General features: G+C 32.5%; 17 protein-coding genes and 1 pseudogene. All 18 read right to left on the bottom strand.

Annotated elements, in window-relative coordinates; genetic code table 11:
- Window positions 1-2: 2 nt before the first annotated feature.
- The 18 genes and pseudogenes from D778_RS02260 to D778_RS02175 all read right to left on the bottom strand — a co-directional run bounded on the left by D778_RS02260 (window position 3) and on the right by D778_RS02175 (window position 18,631).
- Window positions 3-1,400, bottom strand: a complete 1,398-nt coding sequence (locus tag D778_RS02260; protein WP_007647312.1) for a UDP-glucose 6-dehydrogenase — start codon at window positions 1,398-1,400, stop codon at window positions 3-5.
- Between the two features lie 381 nt (window positions 1,401-1,781).
- The gene (locus D778_RS02255; RefSeq protein WP_162138287.1) at window positions 1,782-2,768 is read right to left on the bottom strand and encodes an O-antigen ligase family protein; all 987 of its coding nucleotides are present in this window, start codon (window positions 2,766-2,768) and stop codon (window positions 1,782-1,784) included.
- A 344-nt stretch (window positions 2,769-3,112) separates the two neighbouring features.
- A complete protein-coding gene (gene asnB, locus D778_RS02250; protein ID WP_007647310.1) occupies window positions 3,113-4,957 on the bottom strand; it encodes an asparagine synthase (glutamine-hydrolyzing) in 1,845 nt (614 codons plus the stop codon).
- Window positions 4,958-4,966: 9 nt separating this feature from the next.
- Window positions 4,967-5,122 (bottom strand): annotated as a pseudogene (locus tag D778_RS14885) (DapH/DapD/GlmU-related protein); the annotation flags it as partial.
- Window positions 5,123-5,465: 343 nt separating this feature from the next.
- Entirely contained in the window at window positions 5,466-6,509 is a 1,044-nt protein-coding gene (locus D778_RS02240; RefSeq protein WP_007647306.1) for a glycosyltransferase family 4 protein, read from the bottom strand.
- Window positions 6,506-7,768: an O-antigen ligase family protein gene (locus D778_RS02235; protein ID WP_007647304.1), complete on the bottom strand. Its 1,263-nt coding sequence runs from the start codon at window positions 7,766-7,768 to the stop codon at window positions 6,506-6,508. Before D778_RS02235 ends, D778_RS02240 begins: the two co-directional genes overlap by 4 nt.
- Entirely contained in the window at window positions 7,756-8,667 is a 912-nt protein-coding gene (locus tag D778_RS02230; RefSeq protein WP_040491235.1) for a sulfotransferase family protein, read from the bottom strand. The genes D778_RS02235 and D778_RS02230 overlap by 13 nt, the downstream gene beginning before the upstream one ends.
- Window positions 8,664-9,965, bottom strand: coding sequence for a flippase (locus tag D778_RS02225; protein ID WP_007647296.1), 1,302 nt, complete (start codon window positions 9,963-9,965; stop codon window positions 8,664-8,666). Before D778_RS02225 ends, D778_RS02230 begins: the two co-directional genes overlap by 4 nt.
- 22 nt (window positions 9,966-9,987) lie before the next feature.
- Entirely contained in the window at window positions 9,988-10,515 is a 528-nt protein-coding gene (locus D778_RS02220; protein WP_007647295.1) for a hypothetical protein, read from the bottom strand.
- 25 nt (window positions 10,516-10,540) lie between these two features.
- Complete coding sequence (locus D778_RS02215; RefSeq protein WP_007647294.1) at window positions 10,541-11,794, bottom strand: sulfate adenylyltransferase subunit 1; 1,254 nt, start codon at window positions 11,792-11,794, stop codon at window positions 10,541-10,543.
- Between the two features lie 89 nt (window positions 11,795-11,883).
- Entirely contained in the window at window positions 11,884-12,237 is a 354-nt protein-coding gene (locus D778_RS02210; RefSeq protein ID WP_007647293.1) for a four helix bundle protein, read from the bottom strand.
- Window positions 12,238-12,556: 319 nt separating this feature from the next.
- Window positions 12,557-13,462, bottom strand: coding sequence for a sulfate adenylyltransferase subunit CysD (gene cysD / locus D778_RS02205; RefSeq protein WP_007647291.1), 906 nt, complete (start codon window positions 13,460-13,462; stop codon window positions 12,557-12,559).
- On the bottom strand, window positions 13,455-14,057 hold the full coding sequence (gene cysC, locus D778_RS02200; RefSeq protein WP_007647289.1) for an adenylyl-sulfate kinase: 603 nt from the start codon (window positions 14,055-14,057) through the stop codon (window positions 13,455-13,457). Before cysC ends, cysD begins: the two co-directional genes overlap by 8 nt.
- A 5-nt stretch (window positions 14,058-14,062) precedes the next feature.
- Window positions 14,063-14,488 (bottom strand): DUF2061 domain-containing protein, encoded by a 426-nt coding sequence (locus tag D778_RS02195; protein WP_007647287.1) that lies wholly within the window; start codon window positions 14,486-14,488, stop codon window positions 14,063-14,065.
- Window positions 14,482-15,291, bottom strand: a complete 810-nt coding sequence (cysQ, locus tag D778_RS02190) for a 3'(2'),5'-bisphosphate nucleotidase CysQ (protein ID WP_007647285.1) — start codon at window positions 15,289-15,291, stop codon at window positions 14,482-14,484. The genes D778_RS02195 and cysQ overlap by 7 nt, the downstream gene beginning before the upstream one ends.
- A 1-nt stretch (window position 15,292) precedes the next feature.
- Complete coding sequence (locus D778_RS02185) at window positions 15,293-16,480, bottom strand: glycosyltransferase family 4 protein (protein ID WP_007647284.1); 1,188 nt, start codon at window positions 16,478-16,480, stop codon at window positions 15,293-15,295.
- A complete protein-coding gene (locus D778_RS02180) occupies window positions 16,464-17,774 on the bottom strand; it encodes a nucleotide sugar dehydrogenase (RefSeq protein ID WP_007647283.1) in 1,311 nt (436 codons plus the stop codon). The genes D778_RS02185 and D778_RS02180 overlap by 17 nt, the downstream gene beginning before the upstream one ends.
- Window positions 17,774-18,631 carry a sulfotransferase gene (locus D778_RS02175; RefSeq protein WP_007647282.1) on the bottom strand — a complete coding sequence of 286 codons (858 nt, stop codon included), beginning with the start codon at window positions 18,629-18,631 and terminating at the stop codon, window positions 17,774-17,776. The genes D778_RS02180 and D778_RS02175 overlap by 1 nt, the downstream gene beginning before the upstream one ends.
- Window positions 18,632-18,762 lie beyond the last annotated feature (131 nt).

The following is an 18,762-nucleotide window of genomic DNA, read 5'->3' as shown; positions in this document are numbered from 1 at the left end:
AATTAATCCCCAGTTCCTATTTTATAATATACAAAACCAATGGATTCTAAAGATATTTTATCTAAAATCCCTCTGCCATCAAAAATAAAAGCAGGTTTTTGCATCCGATCATAAATGCGATTCCAATCATACGTTTTAAACTCGTCCCACTCCGTTAATACAGCAATAGCATGGGCATTCTCACAGGCTTCATAAGGATTGTTTGAAACTTTTAAAAGCTTTTTGTTTTCCGCTATGGATCTCGTGTTTAAATATTCTAAATCAGCATAGATACGCTCTGCAACAACTTTAGGATCAAAAACAGTTATTTCAGCTTGTTCACTTAATAAATTATCCGCCACTTTAATGGCTGCAGACTCTCGGGTATCATTAGTGTCCTTCTTAAATGCCCAACCTAAAAATGCAATTTTTTTACCAGATACGGTATTATAAAGCGTACTGACAATATTATCTGAAAATCGCTGTTTTTGATGCTCATTCATCAAAATAACCTGCTCCCAATAATCAGCAACGGCATTCAAACCATAACTTTTAGCAATATACACTAAATTTAAAATGTCCTTTTTAAAACAGGAACCTCCAAATCCAACAGAGGCTTTTAAAAATTTTGGCCCAATGCGGCTATCCATCCCTATAGCTTTGGCAACCTCATCAATATCTGCACCTGTTTTTTCACAAAGTTCGGACATGGCATTTATTGAAGAAACCCGCTGTGCTAAAAAGGCATTGGCTGTAAGCTTTGATAATTCTGACGACCACACATTGGTTGTCAATATATTTTCTTTGGGCACCCAATGTGCATAAATAGCAACCAAGGCTTGAATGGCTTTCTCTCCCTCTGGAGACATATCACCTCCTATTAGGACTCTGTCTGGATGTAATAGATCCGCAACAGCTGTTCCTTCAGCCAAAAACTCCGGGTTTGATAATATCTGAAACTGTACATGGTTTCCAGTTTGATCCAAAATACTTTTAATAGCTGAAGCTGTGCGTACTGGAAGTGTCGATTTTTCAACGATAATTTTGTCTTGCTTTGCAACCCTAGCTATTTGACGCGCACATAATTCAATATATTTTAAATCGGCTGCCATCCCTTTCCCCTTGCCATAAGTTTTGGTTGGTGTATTGACCGATATAAATATCATGTCAGCTTCGTCTATGGCCTTGTCAACTTCAGTGGAAAAAAAGAGGTTTCTTCCTCTAGCTTCTTCAACAATCTTGTCTAAACCTGGTTCAAAAACTGGTAATTTGCTTAAATCCGCAGCATTCCAAGCAGCTATTCTTGCCTCATTGATATCTACAACTGTAACTTTTATATGTGGACATTTTTGAGCTATAACTGCCATCGTCGGTCCGCCAACGTATCCTGCACCTATGCAACAGATGTTTTTAATGTTCATTTAAATTGCTTTTTAAAACAAAAATAACAAATAAATAGAGTTTGTTGCTTAAAATAAAATCTTAATTCCTGAAGGGTAGTAAATGGAGGAATAACAAATTACAAATTATTAGTGATTGCCATTTGCTAATTGTTGGAATGGTTGCATCTCTAGGCTTGGCATATCGCTTATAACATATGGCTTACGGCTTATAGCTTAGTACTCAATACTACTATTGAAGTTGAAATAAAGCTTTACGCTATATGCTTTACGCTTTAGGCTTTAGGCTATAGCTTATGGCTTACGGCTTACAGCATATGGCTTATAGCCAATATGAATTACAAAAGTAAAGTTTATAAGGTTAAAATGAAGGGCTTTGCAATCCAATACAAACTTGTTCAACTAAGTTTTATGTATAAGTTGTTTATTTAAAAACAAGGAAACAAATAACGCAAAATATTCAATTCCCTTAATTCTTACCATCATTGATTCTGTTATATTGGCCATGATAAAAGTCATTATTATAAACAAAAACAAGTAATCTTTTTGCTTAAGGGCAATGATAACAAGATAGCCAAAAACCAACACATATATCAAGCCCCCTATAATGCCATTAACACTTAAATATTCCATAAACTGGTTATGGGCATTGTATTTATAATGTGCAGCAACAATATAGCCATGTTCAGTATATTTTTCTACTCGCAGGGAATCAATCTTGTCAAAACCAACTCCAAAAATCGGGTACTCTTTAAAGATCTCATAAGAAATTTGAAGCCTTTCAAACCTATCATCTTTTTCAATGGATTGAACAGAAAAAAGGCGTTCTTTTAAATAGTCACTCCCATATGAAAAAAACAAGCTAATGGTAATCCCTAAAAAAACAATAAAAAGACCTAGTTGTTTTTTTAAATTGGTGGCTTTGGAAACAAAATAGATACCAAAGACTAAAACATATATAAAAAGCGCCAATCGGCTTGTTAGTTGTAATAGGCCTAAAGAAAATAAAATGATGAACGCAATTTTATGCTTTTTACTAATCTCTGGAGCTTTAAATAATAAATAATAGGTTGAGGCACAAATAAACAAGCCTAAGTAAGCTGGATGGGTATCTGCTATTTCGGTAAAATCATGACTTAAATGGCGCCATCTTAAAAAATAGCTCCAAGGTTCATTGTAGGCAATAATTTCAAAAATAGCATTGCCATAACATAAAATTAAGGTTGCAGCACAACCGTAAATTAGTCCTTTAAAGGCATATTTAGTTAATACCCTGGGGGCTTCCTGTTGCAAACTAAATGCTATGGGTATTAACAAAAAAGACCAGTAGCTTTCCAAGTGTTTTAAAAAGAATGTATGTGTATTATTAACAGATGCTATGAGTGCCAATACAAAAAAAAAGAATATTGGAAGGTAGCCTTTTAAAAGCCTCCAATTGGGTCTACTTTTGTTCCTATAGCTGTTATAAAATATACATACTAGATATATCCCCAACACAACATTGTTCAAACCCATAAACATGGGTAGGGTAAATGTTACAAGGAATAGTAATGTTTTAGAAATTTTATCTTGCTGTATCAATATTGTACTATAAAGATTAATCCTTTTTTTCTAAATTCATATATAACAGAATTAGTATCTTAATGAATTTTTCTTTCTCAAGAAAACCTTAAATGGTAACAATCTTAAACTAATCATTACTTATGGTTTTCTATAAAATCAATTTTTTTATTTTAATTAAAATTATCATTCATCCAATAAGACAAAACTACAAGAGAGAATAATTGTTTCTCATAATTTACTTTACCTTCTCTATGAAGCTTAAAATAATTTGATATTTCAGCTTTATTGAATATGTCTCCAAAAATACCTGATGAATCTAAAATATGCTTTTCTAAGGCGGTTCCAACTTCACCCTTAAACCATTGTTTTCTTGGCGTTTTAAACCCTCGCTTCTTTCTATATATAATTTCCTTTGGCAAGTACCTCTCTGCCAGTCTTTTGTGAAGTATTTTGTTTTTAAAGAGGGTTACTTTCATAGTATTAGGTAAGCTTTCTGCAAAAGCCATCAATTCAATATCTAAAAATGGAACGCGTGTCTCTATAGAATGTTGCATAGATATTTTATCTGTATACACTAATAAATCATCCGCCAAATTCATTCGCGCATCTAATACCATCATGGCTGCAGTAGCTGATCTTGAATCTAGATTATACAGGTCATAATTTTGTTTAATTAAGTTATTCGTAAAATCCCTACCCTTAAAATCAAAATTATTATGGTTTAGTAAGCTGCTTAACATAGTGTCATCAAATAGCGAATAAGACTCTGTAAAGCCATCAATCCTATCCTTTGCATTAATAGCCTTTACCGCTCTTCGAAAACTATCTTTTTTTACATTGCTCAGTAACCCTTTAAAAACTGATTTCCTTTTCATTAGGGTTTCTATAAGCTCTTGTGGGTTATATCTATTGTATCCTCCCCATGGTTCATCAACACCTTGACCAGTTAAGGTTACTTTGTAGCCATCTTTGTTAATTTGCTTAGACAAAAAATGGATAGGAAAAATGGATTGTGTCCCCAAAGGTTCCTCAACAGAATCTATTAAATGCGGTAATTCTTTTAAAAATACTTGTTCATCAAGAATTACTTTCGTGTTTTTAACTCCAATATATTTCGCTGAAATTTCCGCATCATCCAGTTCATTAACATCATCATTTGCATCCACATAGCCAGCAGTATAGGTTTGTATGTCCCCACTAGATTCTTCTTTTGCTATTTTTGCTAATAATGCAGAATCAACACCACCACTAAGTAGCAATGAAATAGGAACATCGGACATTAACTGTCTTTTTATCGCTTTTCGTAATAAAAAGTCGTATTGCTCTAAAGCGTCGATTTCTGAAATATTATTATCAATAGCCGAAACCTTACCAAAATGAAACTGCGATAGTATCTTTTTAGATTCAGTATCTACTTCAATAACACTTCCTGGAGCTACTTTTTTAATGTTTTTATATAAGGTTAGTGGTGAGGGAGAATATTTAAGTTTCAAAAAAGAAGATAATAAGGTGTGATCAAGCTCCTTTGGTGCTCCCAATGCAAATAACCCCCTCATTTCTGAAGAAAAAGAATGTAACTCGTTTTCTAACGAATGGTAATATACAGGCTTAACACCAAAAGGATCTCTCACTATAAAGAGCTTATTTTGTAATTTATCTAAAAACCCAAAAGCAAAAATCCCATTAAATTTTTTAACACTATCTATACCCTTTTCCCTTAAGTAATAAAGGATAGTTTCTGTATCTGAATGGCCTTTAAAATTTATTCCTTCTAGTTCTTTTCGCAACTCTTGATGGTTATATATCTCCCCATTAAAAACAATGCTATATCTACCACAATCTGTTTGCATGGGTTGATTACCCGCCTCAGATAAATCTACAATGGAGAGTCTGGTATGTCCCAAACTAACATTTTGCCATTTATAACTGCTTTGATAATCTGGCCCTCTATGGTGTATGACACTTAACACCTCTTTTGTAACTTCCCTGTTTAACGATCCTATAATACCACACATAGTTTATATCCTGTTTTTTATAAATTTGGCCGGAACCCCACCATACACTGAATAAGGAGGAATATTTTTTGTAACTACAGCTCCAGCAGCAATAATACTTCCTTTCTCTATTTTAACACCCGGCATGACAATAACATTCCTACCCAACCAAACATCATCTTCAATAATTACTGGATTCCCAACAGTTTTTCCTTGTTTTGCCATAGGGATATCTATTCTATCATGTTTATGCATGTTTGCCAGAAGGCTTACATTTGGAGCAATCATTACATAATCACCAATTACGGCTCCTTGTATAAATACATTTTCGTTTATTTGAACACCTTCTCCAATTTCTACTTGTCTGGCATTACCTATATATACTTTGCTTTCAATAAATGTCTCTTTAGAAGCCTTGAGTATTTTCAACACTCTGGACAAATACCAAACACGTATTGCATTTCCCAACTTTGATATTCTTGAATTAGGCAAGTACTGAATTACAAAATAATATACTATCAGTTTTAGTTTATGCACTTTGGTTTAACTTTTTATAAATACCATACAACTCTCTACATACATTTTGTAAAGATAATTCTTTGAACGAGTTTAAAGCACCCTCAGAAAGTTTTCGATAATCTTCATCGTTAATTCCATGAACCTTATTAATCATTCTTGAAAGTGCTTCAGAATTTCCTACACCAACTATAAATCCATTTATATCTTCTCTTACCTGTTCTTTAAATTGAGAAATGTCCGATGTAATAACAGGAATACCACAATACATAGATTCTATGGTGGCTGTTGGAAAGCCTTCATCTCTGGACATTAATAAGAAAAATTTAGATTGATTTAACAGGTGCCTTAATTCATTCTGAGTCTGGTTTTCCTTTATCACAATATTAAAATCTTTTCTAAGTAACTCAAGTTCATCCCCATATTCCCCTGAACCACAAAAACAAAATGTTATTGCTCTATTACTTAACTTTTTAATCGCAGCAATTACGGTGTCTATACCTTTTCTTTTAATATAAGATCCAATAAAAATAAAATCATATTTTTTTTCAACATTTTCTTCCACATAAAATATATTGTTATTGACACCTACTGGTAAAATGGAACCTATATCAAGGTGGAGCTTCTCTTGAACAATACTTGCCAAGGTTTTCCCAACTGGAATGGTATAGTCTATTGCTCTAGAAATTTTTTGAAAATGCTTTTTGTTTTTATCATGTATTTTTTGGGTAATATCAATTCCATGGAATGTTACAACAACCTTACAGGATGGATATAGCTTTTTATAAATCCAAACCAAATAAATTAAAGGATAAAAAAAATGAAGGTGTACCACATCATATTTTTTAAACAAGTAAGGAATGAAACCTAAAAAAGCCTTTAAATACTTTATAAGAGACCCTAGCTTTGATGTAAATTGACGCTTCATATAATAGATATCTATAGCATCATCATTATCTATAAGCTTTTGAAGTTCCTCATACTGATTCTTAACAAAGATACCTGCGTAAGCCTTTTCCTTGCTAGGGTACATGTTGGTTACAAGTAATATTTTCATTTAAGATCTTTATTTATTTTATAGCCATGACTAGTAACAAAGAGTACCAAAATTATGGATGTTAATATAGTATATAAATTATTGGTTAGCATGGGGTTAGTAATTAAATAAAATAAAAAAACAACCAATAATGGGACTACCAATGTTTTAGCTGGTTCAAAACTTTTTAAATGGGTTATTAAATAATAAAACATTGCAAAAAAGAAAAAAATCCCAATAAATCCATATTCGCCTACTATGGAAGCAACATTACTATCATAAATGCCTATCTCATTTGCAAAGTAATATCGATCAGCTTGCCCGTATAAAGCATAAACGGCATCATCAGACAGTACAGACCCAAAGGTTGCTGCTCCGGTTCCTATAGGGAAATAATCTATAAATATAAGCCCTGATAGGTAAATCATGTTTCCTCGTATATAATGACTCGCAAGATCTAATGTTTGATGTATGTTTTCTATAATGGAGTTTAAAAGATTTGTGTAAAAAACCAAGTACAGCACACTAATAATCCCAATAAGTATGGCGCTTAAAACAATTTTATAATTGCTTTTAAAAAACTTCCAATAAAAAGCAAACAATAGTATCCCTATGGCCAGCATGGCGGTTCTGGAGTCTGTTAAAATAATGATAATAAGAGACCCTATAATTTTTATCAAATCACGAAAGCTTAAAGTTTGGCTTATTGTATATTTCTTATTTAAAATATACCCTACATAAAGAATCATGAGATACGCCAAATGGTTGGGATGGGTAAAAAACCCAACATACCGTATATTGGGTCTTGCAAAGGTAGATATCCCTACCCAATGATTAAACTTTACTCCAAAAATCACATGAATTAAAACCCCTAAAACAGCAAAACCAATCACAAACAAGAAAAACTTGTTCAAAGTGTTATAATGATCTTTAAATAACTCTATAAAAGCTAATAAAATAATAAAGAACTTAATACTTATCAAGGTTTGAAAGCTAATGGTTAATATGTTCCCACTAACCCCAAAAAGCAAACTGATAACTATGGAATAGATGATGAATGCTGCAATAACAAAATAAATTAATTTTAGTTTTTGTTTGAATAAAAAGGTAGGTGATAAAACCATAATAGCTAGAAAAAAGGCCAGTTCATCCAAATATTCAAAAACACTTGTGCTAAAAATCCAACCAAATACTCCTTTAAAAACACTAAAAAAACATAGAGCCAAAAAAAGAGGTCTAATGACCTTATATATTGTATTATTTAATTTTAATGTTTCCAAGCATTTAAATTTATATTCAATAATTTTTCAAGCTCTTCAATCTCATTAAAAAAATAATCTTTTAGCTCTTGTCTTTCATTAAAAAAAGAATCATCTTTACTGTCATCATTAAGGTCTTCCTTTTTAGTATTCCATTCATTAAAAGCCCATCTTATTTTTGTACGTTTATGTAAAGGTAAAATAGGATCAACCAAATTATCAACTAAGTACTTTCTAAATTTGCTTTTACTAAAAAATAGGTTTTGAAGGAATTGATATTTTACCTTTCCTGTTGCATTTAAAACATGATAATCGGGAGTAAAACCTTCATCTATTTCAAGAAAGTTAAACACCTCCTTCATACATTCTTCTGGATATTGTTTTAAATTATCATACAATAAAATCAAGACCTTATCCCTATTAAATATGCTGAAAATTTCTTTTAATTGTTTCGCATAAAGTCCATGGGCTTTATAAGTAAAATCAAAATAAGCCTGCAATGATTCTTTACTTCTTTCATTTTCTGTTTTTATTGCCTCGCTTAAAGTTAGGGTTTCAATTTTTAATTTACTAAAATACTTATGTGCAGAAATAGCTCTGTCAACTGGATTTCTTAAAACACAAATCAATTTTGCATCTGAATCAAACTCAAATATTCTTTTAATAGCCTTAGTATCAAACATATACTGAACATTCCCTTGCATTATGATCTTTTGATTAATAAAACCACATTCAATATATTCATTTTTAAGTGATTCTATTCCTTTATTAAAAAATTTGTCTCTTAAAAAAAAAGGATAATCCTTTAATGTGCTTGGGGCACATACATCTGGATGCTGGGATATCCAATTATAGAGAGAGGTAGTAGCAGATTTTTGGGCTCCTATTATAAATGAATTTGGCTTAATAATGTTTTTCATTTCAAATTAAAATAACTTATTAAATGTAATTTTCGTTTTAGGTAAACTGCACCATAAATATTCCAAAAGGCCATACTAATGACTGTAGCGAGAGCCGCTCCAACAGCACCGTATCTTGGAGTCAGGATGAAATTTAATATAATATTGATTATCAAAGCTACCAATACAATATTTTGATATACTTTTTGCAAACCTGTCATTTGCATAATAACACCTACGGAGCCTGATAAAGAGTTTATTAATTGTCCTAAACAAAGTATTAAAAGTACCAAGCTACCAGACAAAAATTCTTGACCAAACATTCCCAGTAAAGTTTTATGTAACACTATAATTAAAACAATAATTATTAGGGTAATTAAAAAATTAATATTAGTAGCAAATTTAATAATCTTTCTAAATTCTCTATGTTTCCCCTCTTTATAATATTTAGCAATTTTAGGTGCTAAAATAGAATTTATGGCTTGAAGTGAGAAACTTGTTAAAGTTGCAATTTTTAATGCTACATTGTAAACCCCTATAGTCTCATCTGTTTCATATATGCCCAAAACAAAAGTATCTACCCACCCTAAAAATACAATTATTGCCCCCGATAACATCATTGGATAGGCTTCTTTTAAAAATAACCAAGAATTGGAATTCGATAAAACACTAATTTTTTCAAATTGTTTAAGTGCCAAATAAATACTTATAATTGCAATTATTAGTACTCCATAAAAGTGTGCTTTTATAGCTAGCAATAAGTCGTCTTTGCAACAAATAAAAAGAACAAGCAATACAATTAATGTGGCTAAAAACCTCCCTGGGTTGTTAAAAAATGCAAATAGTGTGTTCTTTTTTAATGCCCTAAACAAACCCGCACAAACCAAAATAATAGTCCATAAAGGTATGGTTAAAGCTGTCCATATCATATAGGCTTCTAGTTGAGGTTTTTTAAATAAGTTTATTGAAATAACCTCTTTTAATAAAAAAATGACTAACGCTAAAAATGATGATAGTAAAATAGCTTTTATTAGCACTTTAAAAAACAATCCAGAATCTTGCCTATTTGTTTCATGAGTGAAATATGGTATCAAATTAACATCAATCCCCAATCTGCCAAAAATACTCAAACACATAATCAAAGTAAAACTAAGGGATATCAAGCCTACAACACTTGGTCCATACTCACGAGCAACTAAATAGGTAAATAAATAGCCTGCCAATAAACCACCTACCCGCAAGGTTAAAAAAGAAAATCCTTTAGTAAGGATTTCTTTATAATCTGTGTCATTATATGTTTCTATACTTTTTTTAATCACTTAATAAGTTTCAAAAGTTTATTTATCCCTTTTTTAAAATGTTGATTAAACTTCTTCTAGCAACAAATGACGGTTGATGTTTTCCAGCTACTTTTATGGTTTTAAATACCCTTTTTATAGAATCGAACTCGACAAATTTATTGATGTTAAAATGCTTCCTAATATTTTCATTAGTTACCAAAACACGTTTCTCCCCATATGATACTTCTATCCCATTTAATTCTATTTCTTTAAGATTTTTATTCCCTAAATTAATAATTAAATTATTGGATATATTATTTCCAAAATTTGCTACTATACTCTCAAAACCAGACGATACAGGAACTGTTTCCCTTATTAAAATATTTTTCTTTTGAAATTCATCTATCTCTATATTGTTTAACATAATTCTAAACTCATCTTTAACACTGGTCTTAAAACCTAGCTTTACAACCAATTCTTTTGGTGTTTCAACAACAGAGTTTTCAATTACCTGATTATCATTTTTTGTGTCATTTTTACATGAAAATAAGAACATAAAAGTTAATAATATTACTCCTGCTTTAATCATATGTTTTTGCTATATCTTTTATTATTTAAACAACCATCCCAGCCGCCACCGTTTCATTCGTGGAATCATCCACCAGAATGATACTTCCTGTGGTTCTATTTTCTCTATAGGAATCTATCATTAGAGGCTTGGTGGTTCTTATTTTCACTTTACAAATATCATTCATTTTCAATTCTGCATCTCCAGTAATACGGTCCAACGTGTTAATATTAAACTTATAAACCACTTCCTTGATCATGGCTTTTTGTTCGTTGGAGGTGTGACGAATAGAATATTTTGCACGAGGTTTCGCAGGACTATTGTTTAACCAGCATAACATGACTTCAATATCCTGAATGGCTTCGGGTTTATTATTAGAACGCACAATCATATCGCCTCTACTAATATCTATATCGTCTTCCAAAGTCATGGAAACAGACATGGGCGCATAGGCTTCTTCCAATTCCTTATTGTATAAATTAATTGATTTTATTTTACTTGTAAAGCCAGATGGCATAACCGTAATCTCATCTCCAACCCTAAAAATACCACTGGCCACACGTCCGGCATAGCCTCTGTAATCTCTATGTGTCTCACTTTGGGGCCTTAACACGGTTTGAACTGGAAAACGGGCATCAACTTTATTGATATCACTACTAATATGCAGGGTTTCCAACGTGTGTAACAATGGCGCGCCTTGATACCAATCCATGTTTTCGGAACGGTTAACCACATTGTCCCCATTTAAGGCACTAATAGGAATAAAACGCACATCTTTTACCAACATTTTTGATGAAAACTCTTCAAATTGATTGATGACCTTGGTATATGCTTCTTCCGAATAACCTACCAAGTCCATTTTATTGATACATACTATCACATGAGGAATCTGTAATAAGGAGGCTATAAACGAATGTCTTTTGGTTTGCTCTATCACACCATGTCTGGCATCCACTAAAATAATGGCGGCATTGGCCGTGGAGGCTCCAGTGACCATATTTCTTGTATATTGAATGTGTCCAGGTGTATCTGCAATTATAAATTTACGTTTGGGAGTTGTAAAATATCTATATGCTACATCGATAGTGATACCTTGTTCGCGCTCATCACGAAGACCATCTGTAAATAAAGCCAAATCTACACCTTCATGACCCTTTTTCTTGCTGGTAGTCTCAATAGCTTGCAATTGGTCTTCAAAAATAGATTTCGAGTCGTAAAGCAAACGCCCTATCAGCGTACTTTTACCATCATCCACACTTCCTGCTGTTGTAAAACGTAATAATTGATTGTTGTCTAACATGTTATTCCTATTTTTTCTTAATGCTGTAGGTTTTAGGCTTTAAGCTGTAGGCTATTTGCTTTAGGCTTACGGCCTATAGCTTTCACACTTTAGCCTTTAAGTTTTATACTTAATTTATATAATTTTCGCTTTATTTCATTTATTCCTTCTGTCAACGTAACATATTTTTCTTCTGAAATATAATTCAAATCTTTAGCGAGTAAAATAAAATATTCTAACTCGTGTGCAGACCCTAAACATATTTGAATAAATCTGTTGAAATCTTTATCTGAATCCCTTCCACAACCTTCACTAAAATTTGAAGGAATAGAATATGCAGCTCTTTGCATTTGAGGTATTAATTGATATTTTTCCTTTGCAGGAACCCGTTCAGTTACATCATAAATCTTTAAAACAAACTTATGGCTTAAATTCCAAACATCATATTTTTTAAAATCTCTCAATCTAAATTAATTCTATTTTTATAGGTTTAGGCTGTAAGCTATAGGTATATCGCATATCGCATATCGCATACGGCATACAGCATACAGATTATTTTTTTATAAGTTAAAGACGTCTCTCCGTCGTAAAACACTTGTAATCTCTCCTGCCCTTCGACTAGCTCAGGGTGACATGGATTGTCTTTTACTTGTTATATTAATATTCATTATATCTCTCTCTATCATACTTCGATATGTCATACTGAGCTTGTCGAAGTATGACATTGTTAAAGCATGTCGCTTATAGCATACTGCGTACAGCATACAGCCTAGAGCCACATCACTAAAAATACCCTTGACGCTTCCTATCTTCCATAGCAGATTCTGAACGTTTATCGTCGCTCCTATTACCTCTTTCGGTTTGACGCATTCCAGACACCTCTTCTGCAATTTTCTCTAAAGTATCTGCATCAGATTCGATACCTCCAGTGATTGTAATATCTCCAAGGGTTCTAAAACGAACTTTCTTGACCACTATTTCTTCATGATCTTCTAAAACCAAAAACTCTGAATTTGGTATCCAAGAATCCTGTCTCCATACCACTTCGCGTTCGTGAGCGTAATACAATGATGGTATGGCTATGTTTTCGCGTTTAATGTAATTCCAGACATCCATTTCTGTCCAGTTACTAATTGGGAAAGCCCTAAAGTGCTCTCCTTGAAAATGTTTACCATTAAAAATATTCCAAAGCTCTGGCCTTTGATTTTTTGGATCCCATTGGCCAAAATCGTCCCTATGTGAAAAGAAACGTTCTTTAGCCCTGGCTTTTTCTTCATCGCGTCTTCCTCCACCTATGGCACAATCCACCTTATTTGCCTCAATAGCATCTAAAAGTGTGGTTATTTGTAGTGCATTTCTAGTGGCATTTTTTCCTTTTTCTTCAGCTACACGTCCATCGTCTATGGATTCTTGAACAGATCCTACAATAAGGTCAACACCTAATTCTTTTATGATATTATCTCTAAACTGAATGGTTTCAGGGAAATTATGACCTGTATCCACATGCATTAAAGGAAACGGAATTTTAGCTGGGTAAAACGCTTTTTTTGCCAAGTGTGTTACTAAAATCGAGTCTTTTCCTCCAGAAAACAGAATCACAGGATTTTCAAATTGAGCCCAAACTTCACGCAAAATAAAAATGGCTTCGCTTTCTAATTCGTCTAAATAATTTAAATAATACTTACTCATTTTTGAGTTTTAATTTTGGTGTTATATATTCTATAATCTGCTTTACGGCTTGTTCTACAGATACTTGTTCTGTGTTTATTTCTACATCTGGATCCTCAGGCGCTTCATAAGGCGCAGAGATTCCTGTCATGTTTTTTATTTCACCTGCCCGAGCTTTTTTATAGAGGCCTTTAACATCCCTTTTTTCACACTCTTCAAGACTGGTGTTTACATATATTTCGACAAAGTTAACATCTTTAACGATACTTTTAATGTTCTCCCTATCTTTTTTGTAAGGGGATACAAATGCCGCAAGTACCACCAAACCAGCATCAACCATTAAATTGGCTGTTTCTGCAATCCTCCTTATATTTTCGGTCCTATCTTCTGGTGAAAAACTCAAATCGTTATTTATTCCTTTTCGTATATTGTCACCATCTAAAATGTACGTTTTAATACCTTTTTTATGTAATTCTTGTTCAACAACATTTGCTATGGTGGATTTTCCCGAACCTGAAAGCCCTGTAAACCACATTAAAAAAGAATTGTGCTTATTGGCTTGTCTCCTGTCTTGAATGGAAATTTGATATGAATGTGGGATGATATTTTCTTTCATAATAGCTACTTTTTGCGTTCTGATAATCCAAAATTAATTTTATACCATATACGCTCGTGAAAATAGTATAACAGCATTTTAGTGACCACTTCGGCAAAGCCTATTTTTAGTCCTGTTAATGGGTTGCCAGAGATAATCCAGGCAATAATCATGGTATCCATGGTACCTACAATTCTCCAGGTAAATGTTTTGGCTATATGACGTTTCCTGCTTTCAAGTATTTTACCGTCTTTAGATAAATTGATCTTAAACCAGGCCCTTTCGTGTAAATAATACAAAAACATCTTGGTAACCACTTCAGCCATACCTATTTGTAAGCCTACAAATGGATCGCCCGAAATAATCCATGATAGAACAATGGTGTCTAGTGTGCCAACAAGTCGCCAGGTAATGGATTTGGCTATATGTCTTTTATGGGATATATCTACCATGAGTTATGAACTAAAAACCAAGGATTTAAAAGGTTTTCTTTATTGTACATTAAAGATTTGTTTGTCTCTTTTGAAATAACTTCAACTCCAACAGCGTTACAAATGGCCTGACCAGCGGCTGTATCCCATTCCATGGTTGGTGCAAAACGTGGATATACATCTGCATGTCCTTCTGCAACCAAACAGAACTTTAGAGAGCTGCCTTTTGATACCACTTCAACATCTTTTCCTGTGGCTTTAAGAGTCTCCATATAATCCAAAGTGTCCTGACTCATATGGGAACGACTTCCAACCACTTGAACAGGATTGGAAACCCCTTGTTTTGGCCTTAAAGGTGTTGCCCTATCTAAAATCACATCCATAGAGGTTTCATGGGAGTCCAAATCAGCTTTAAACCCTTCTTCTTTAGCCACATCAGCAAAATATAACACTTTGGATGCTGGCACGTAAATAACGCCTAAAACAGGGGTCCCGTTTGTAACTAAAGCAATATTAACCGTAAATTCGCCATTGCGCTTTATAAACTCCTTGGTACCATCAACGGGGTCCACAACCCAACAGGTTTCCCAAGTTTTTCTAATGGAATAATCTGTTTGTTTATTTTCTTCTGAAATGATGGGGATTTGAGTTGGCAACAAAAAAGAATTAATAATATCGTTAGCCTGTTTATCTGCTTCTGTTAAAGGCGATGTGTCGTCTTTTAGCGCCACCTCAAAAGGAGTATCATAAACGTCCATAATGACTTTCCCGGCTGCTAAGGATGCTTTAATGGCTATATTTAAAAGGTTACTAATATCTTGCATATTAATTTTGATTAAAAACTTTCTTATAGATACTAATAAGCTTTTTACTTTCAAAATTCCAAGACAACTCTTTGATAACTCGATTATAACCTATATCTCCCATTCTTATTCGTAATTTCTCGTCATTTATTAACTGTAATATTTTCTTTGCAAAATCTATCGGATCAGTATTTTCTGCATACAATGAAGCCTCTTGCGCAGAGAATTTTCCCTCTTTCAAGCTGTACTGTACAATAGGTTTTTTTAAGGCCATATATTCCATGATTTTATTCATAGTAGATAAATCGTTCATGGCAGTTGGTTTGTCTGGGTTAACACATATGTCCGCAGTGTTTAAGACTTCTAACATGGTTTGGTCATCTACACGACCATAAAAGTCAAAATGATCTGATAACCCCATATTAGCACACATCTTTTTGATCTCGTCAAGATGCGTCCCTCCACCAACAATTCCAAAATGCACATCATCTCTTTTTGAGAGAATGTATTTAGCTGATTCTAAAAGCAGATCTAGCCCTTCCTGTTCTCCAATAACGCCTATATAACCAATTAAGTGTTTTTTTCCTTTTTTTAACTCATTTACAGGACTGATAAGCCGCAACCTGTCTAATTTTGGACCACTTCTTACAACTTGAACATTTTCCGATTTCATACCACCTCTTTCAATCGCTATTTTTTTATAAGATTCGTTTGTGGCAATAGAGTAATTGGCGACTTTAAAGGTTAGCTTCTCAAAAAAAACCATCATTTTATAGAAAAATCCTTTTTTATCGAACTTTGATATATATAATTCTGGATTAATATCATGATGATCAAAAACATATTTTACTCCAAAAGGTTTAAAAAATAATGCCGTAATAAATATCAAATCTGGTGGATTACAACCATGTATTACGTGAAATCTATTTTTTAAAAATATATTCCAGCTTAAAATAAATTCCCAAAAAATTGCTTGAGAATATTCTACTAAATAACCTAACGCTCCCTTGCCTTCTTTTAAGGGGTGTCTATAAATTTCAATATCATCAATAACTTCATAAGATTTTTCATACCCTTTCATTTTAGGGCAAATTATAGAAACTTTCGCTCCATGTTCTTTTAAAGTTGTTGCTTCCTGCCAAACACGCCTATCAAAAGGTGCTGGCAAATTTTCAATAACTATTAATATATGTTTACCAGCAAATCCCAATATAATTGTCTTTTGAAGTTTTTTCTTTATCTACTCTTACAAAATCAATAATAATTTTGTTTGATGGAATGGTTGGAAGAATCTCAGAAAATTCTTTGGCATTATTTCCAATAACCAAAACTTCTGAATGTTCTATCACTTCATTGACATCTTCTTTTAAAAGCTTGTAAATATGTGGAATGTGACTATTAACATACTCTTTGTTTTTTCCTAATAAAGAAGATAAGTGCACATTACTGTCATAAACATTTAAATCATAGCCTTTGCCAATTAAAGTCTCTATAACTCCAACTATTGGGCTTTCTCGCAAATCATCGGTTCCCGACTTAAACGCAAAGCCTAAAAAGCCTATTTTTTTACTCCCTGTACTGTATATTAAATCAAGACCTCTGTCTATCTGATAAAAATTACTCTTTAACAAACTTGATAATAAAGGGGTTTTAAGATCCAAATTTTTTGCAGTTTGAATTAAACCTCTCACATCTTTTGGGAGACATGAACCCCCAAAAGCAAAACCTGGCTTTAAGTAATAAGGAGATAAGTTTAATTTTGTGTCTTTAGCTACAATATCCATAACCACATGACCATCTACACCATTTTCTTTACAAATATTACCTATTTCATTTGCAAAAGTAATTTTCATGGCATGAAAATTATTGTTTGCGTATTTAATCATTTCTGCTTCTTCTGGTTTTAAGTAATATATTGGAGCATCTAAAGATGCGTATAAAGATGTTAAAACAGACTTACTCGTTTCACTGTTTGTACCAACAATTGTGTATGGTGGATTTACAAAATCATGCATGGCTGTTCCTTCTCTTAAAAACTCTGGATTTGAAACAACTCCAAAATCTTTACCGTGAACCTTGCCTGAGATGTCCTCAATAATTTCTTGACAAGCCTTTAAAGTTCCTACTTTTACAGTGCTTCTTATTACCACTGTATGAAAGCTTTCTTTGTCTTTAATTACTTCAGCTATCTGTTTAGCTACTTCATAAATATAAGCTAAATTTATTGAACCATTTGATAGACTGGGCGTTCCAACACATATAAAAGATATATCTGTATGATTTATAGCCATTCTGTAATCTTGAGTTGCTTTTAATAAGTTGTTTTTAACTGAAATTGAAATTTGCTCTTCAAGACTTTTTTCTATAATTGTAGATTTCCCATTATTTACTAAATCTACCTTTGTGCTTTCAACATCAACACCAATAACTTGGTGACCATCTCTTGAAAAACATGCGCAACATACCACGCCTACATATCCTAATCCAAATATACTTATGTTCATTATCTATATACTATATAATTAAAAATTCTCGTAAAGGATAACTTTCCTTTTGTTTTCTCCTTTGTATCCGAATCCCGTAAAATTAAGGTTTCTTTTAATCTTATCCTGTTTCCATCAAACACATAACCTGTGTTAAGAGGTTCTTTAATAATCAATTTGCGCATTAATTCACTATAATCTTCATCTATGTCACTTCCTAATTTAAGCAATGTCTCCTTTGGGGTACTTATCAAATCTTCATAACGCAATGTACCTACCCTATGCCCTTTGATTTTTAAAATTCTAATAGTGATCCCGCATAAAATATTAACGATTAAATAATATAAATTAGCCATTAAAAAACCTTTTGAAGGCTGTTCTAAATTTTTCTTTTGAAAAGATTTAACAACTTTTTCTGGGTCTTTTTTTAGATATATATATTTTATTTGAAATTGATCTCTATCTAAATAATTTGATAAGTTTAATGCCCTAACGGGATACTTGGATGATTCTATTAAAACATTTTGACTTGTATTTTGACCTATATAACCATATTGTTCTACAATAGCATTTACATATTCTGAATTACATTTTTTAAATAAACTTTTTACAAATGCTAAATGATATTCGTTTTGCTGTGAAAGCTTTTGTAAATATAGCATATCATTAAATCCACTTCCAATCATTTGGTCTTTTAAATTAATCCAAAAATTGTAAACCTTTGATTCTTTTTCCCTCTTGGGTGGAATACCATTTCTCTTAAAAAATCTATTAATTTCTCCCAAACTTATAGAACCATTAACGTTACCCAACATAATATCCAACACGGTTGTTCCACTCCTTCCTGCACCTATAATATAAATTAATGTTTTTTGCACTAATATTTAATGTTTTGCGTCCTGCAAAAATACCATTAATATTCGCTAAATCAAGCAAATTATTAAAAATCAAAAGACAAAAAAGAGACTTTTCAGTAACTACCAACTAACAATTGATAACTCACACCCCA

Origin of the sequence: Xanthomarina gelatinilytica (assembly GCF_000348685.1) — a bacterium.
In the GTDB taxonomy this organism is placed as follows: Bacteria; Bacteroidota; Bacteroidia; order Flavobacteriales; family Flavobacteriaceae; genus Xanthomarina; species Xanthomarina gelatinilytica.
The sequence above is the reverse complement of the archived record's forward strand: the minus strand, read 5'-3'. Positions and strand labels throughout refer to the sequence as shown.

Excerpts from the sequence above, each read along its gene's own strand:
- D778_RS02260 (WP_007647312.1), bottom strand. The coding sequence starts at position 1,400 with ATGAACATTAAAAACATCTGTTGCATAGGTGCAGGATACGTTGGCGGA.
- asnB (WP_007647310.1), bottom strand. The coding sequence starts at position 4,957 with ATGTGTGGTATTATAGGATCGTTAAACAGGGAAGTTACAAAAGAGGTG.
- D778_RS02240 (WP_007647306.1), bottom strand. The coding sequence starts at position 6,509 with ATGAAAATATTACTTGTAACCAACATGTACCCTAGCAAGGAAAAGGCT.
- D778_RS02230 (WP_040491235.1), bottom strand. The coding sequence starts at position 8,667 with ATGAAAAACATTATTAAGCCAAATTCATTTATAATAGGAGCCCAAAAA.
- D778_RS02220 (WP_007647295.1), bottom strand. The coding sequence starts at position 10,515 with ATGATTAAAGCAGGAGTAATATTATTAACTTTTATGTTCTTATTTTCA.
- D778_RS02215 (WP_007647294.1), bottom strand. The coding sequence starts at position 11,794 with ATGTTAGACAACAATCAATTATTACGTTTTACAACAGCAGGAAGTGTG.
- cysD (WP_007647291.1), bottom strand. The coding sequence starts at position 13,462 with ATGAGTAAGTATTATTTAAATTATTTAGACGAATTAGAAAGCGAAGCC.
- cysC (WP_007647289.1), bottom strand. The coding sequence starts at position 14,057 with ATGAAAGAAAATATCATCCCACATTCATATCAAATTTCCATTCAAGAC.
- D778_RS02195 (WP_007647287.1), bottom strand. The coding sequence starts at position 14,488 with ATGGTAGATATATCCCATAAAAGACATATAGCCAAATCCATTACCTGG.
- cysQ (WP_007647285.1), bottom strand. The coding sequence starts at position 15,291 with ATGCAAGATATTAGTAACCTTTTAAATATAGCCATTAAAGCATCCTTA.
- D778_RS02180 (WP_007647283.1), bottom strand. The coding sequence starts at position 17,774 with ATGAACATAAGTATATTTGGATTAGGATATGTAGGCGTGGTATGTTGC.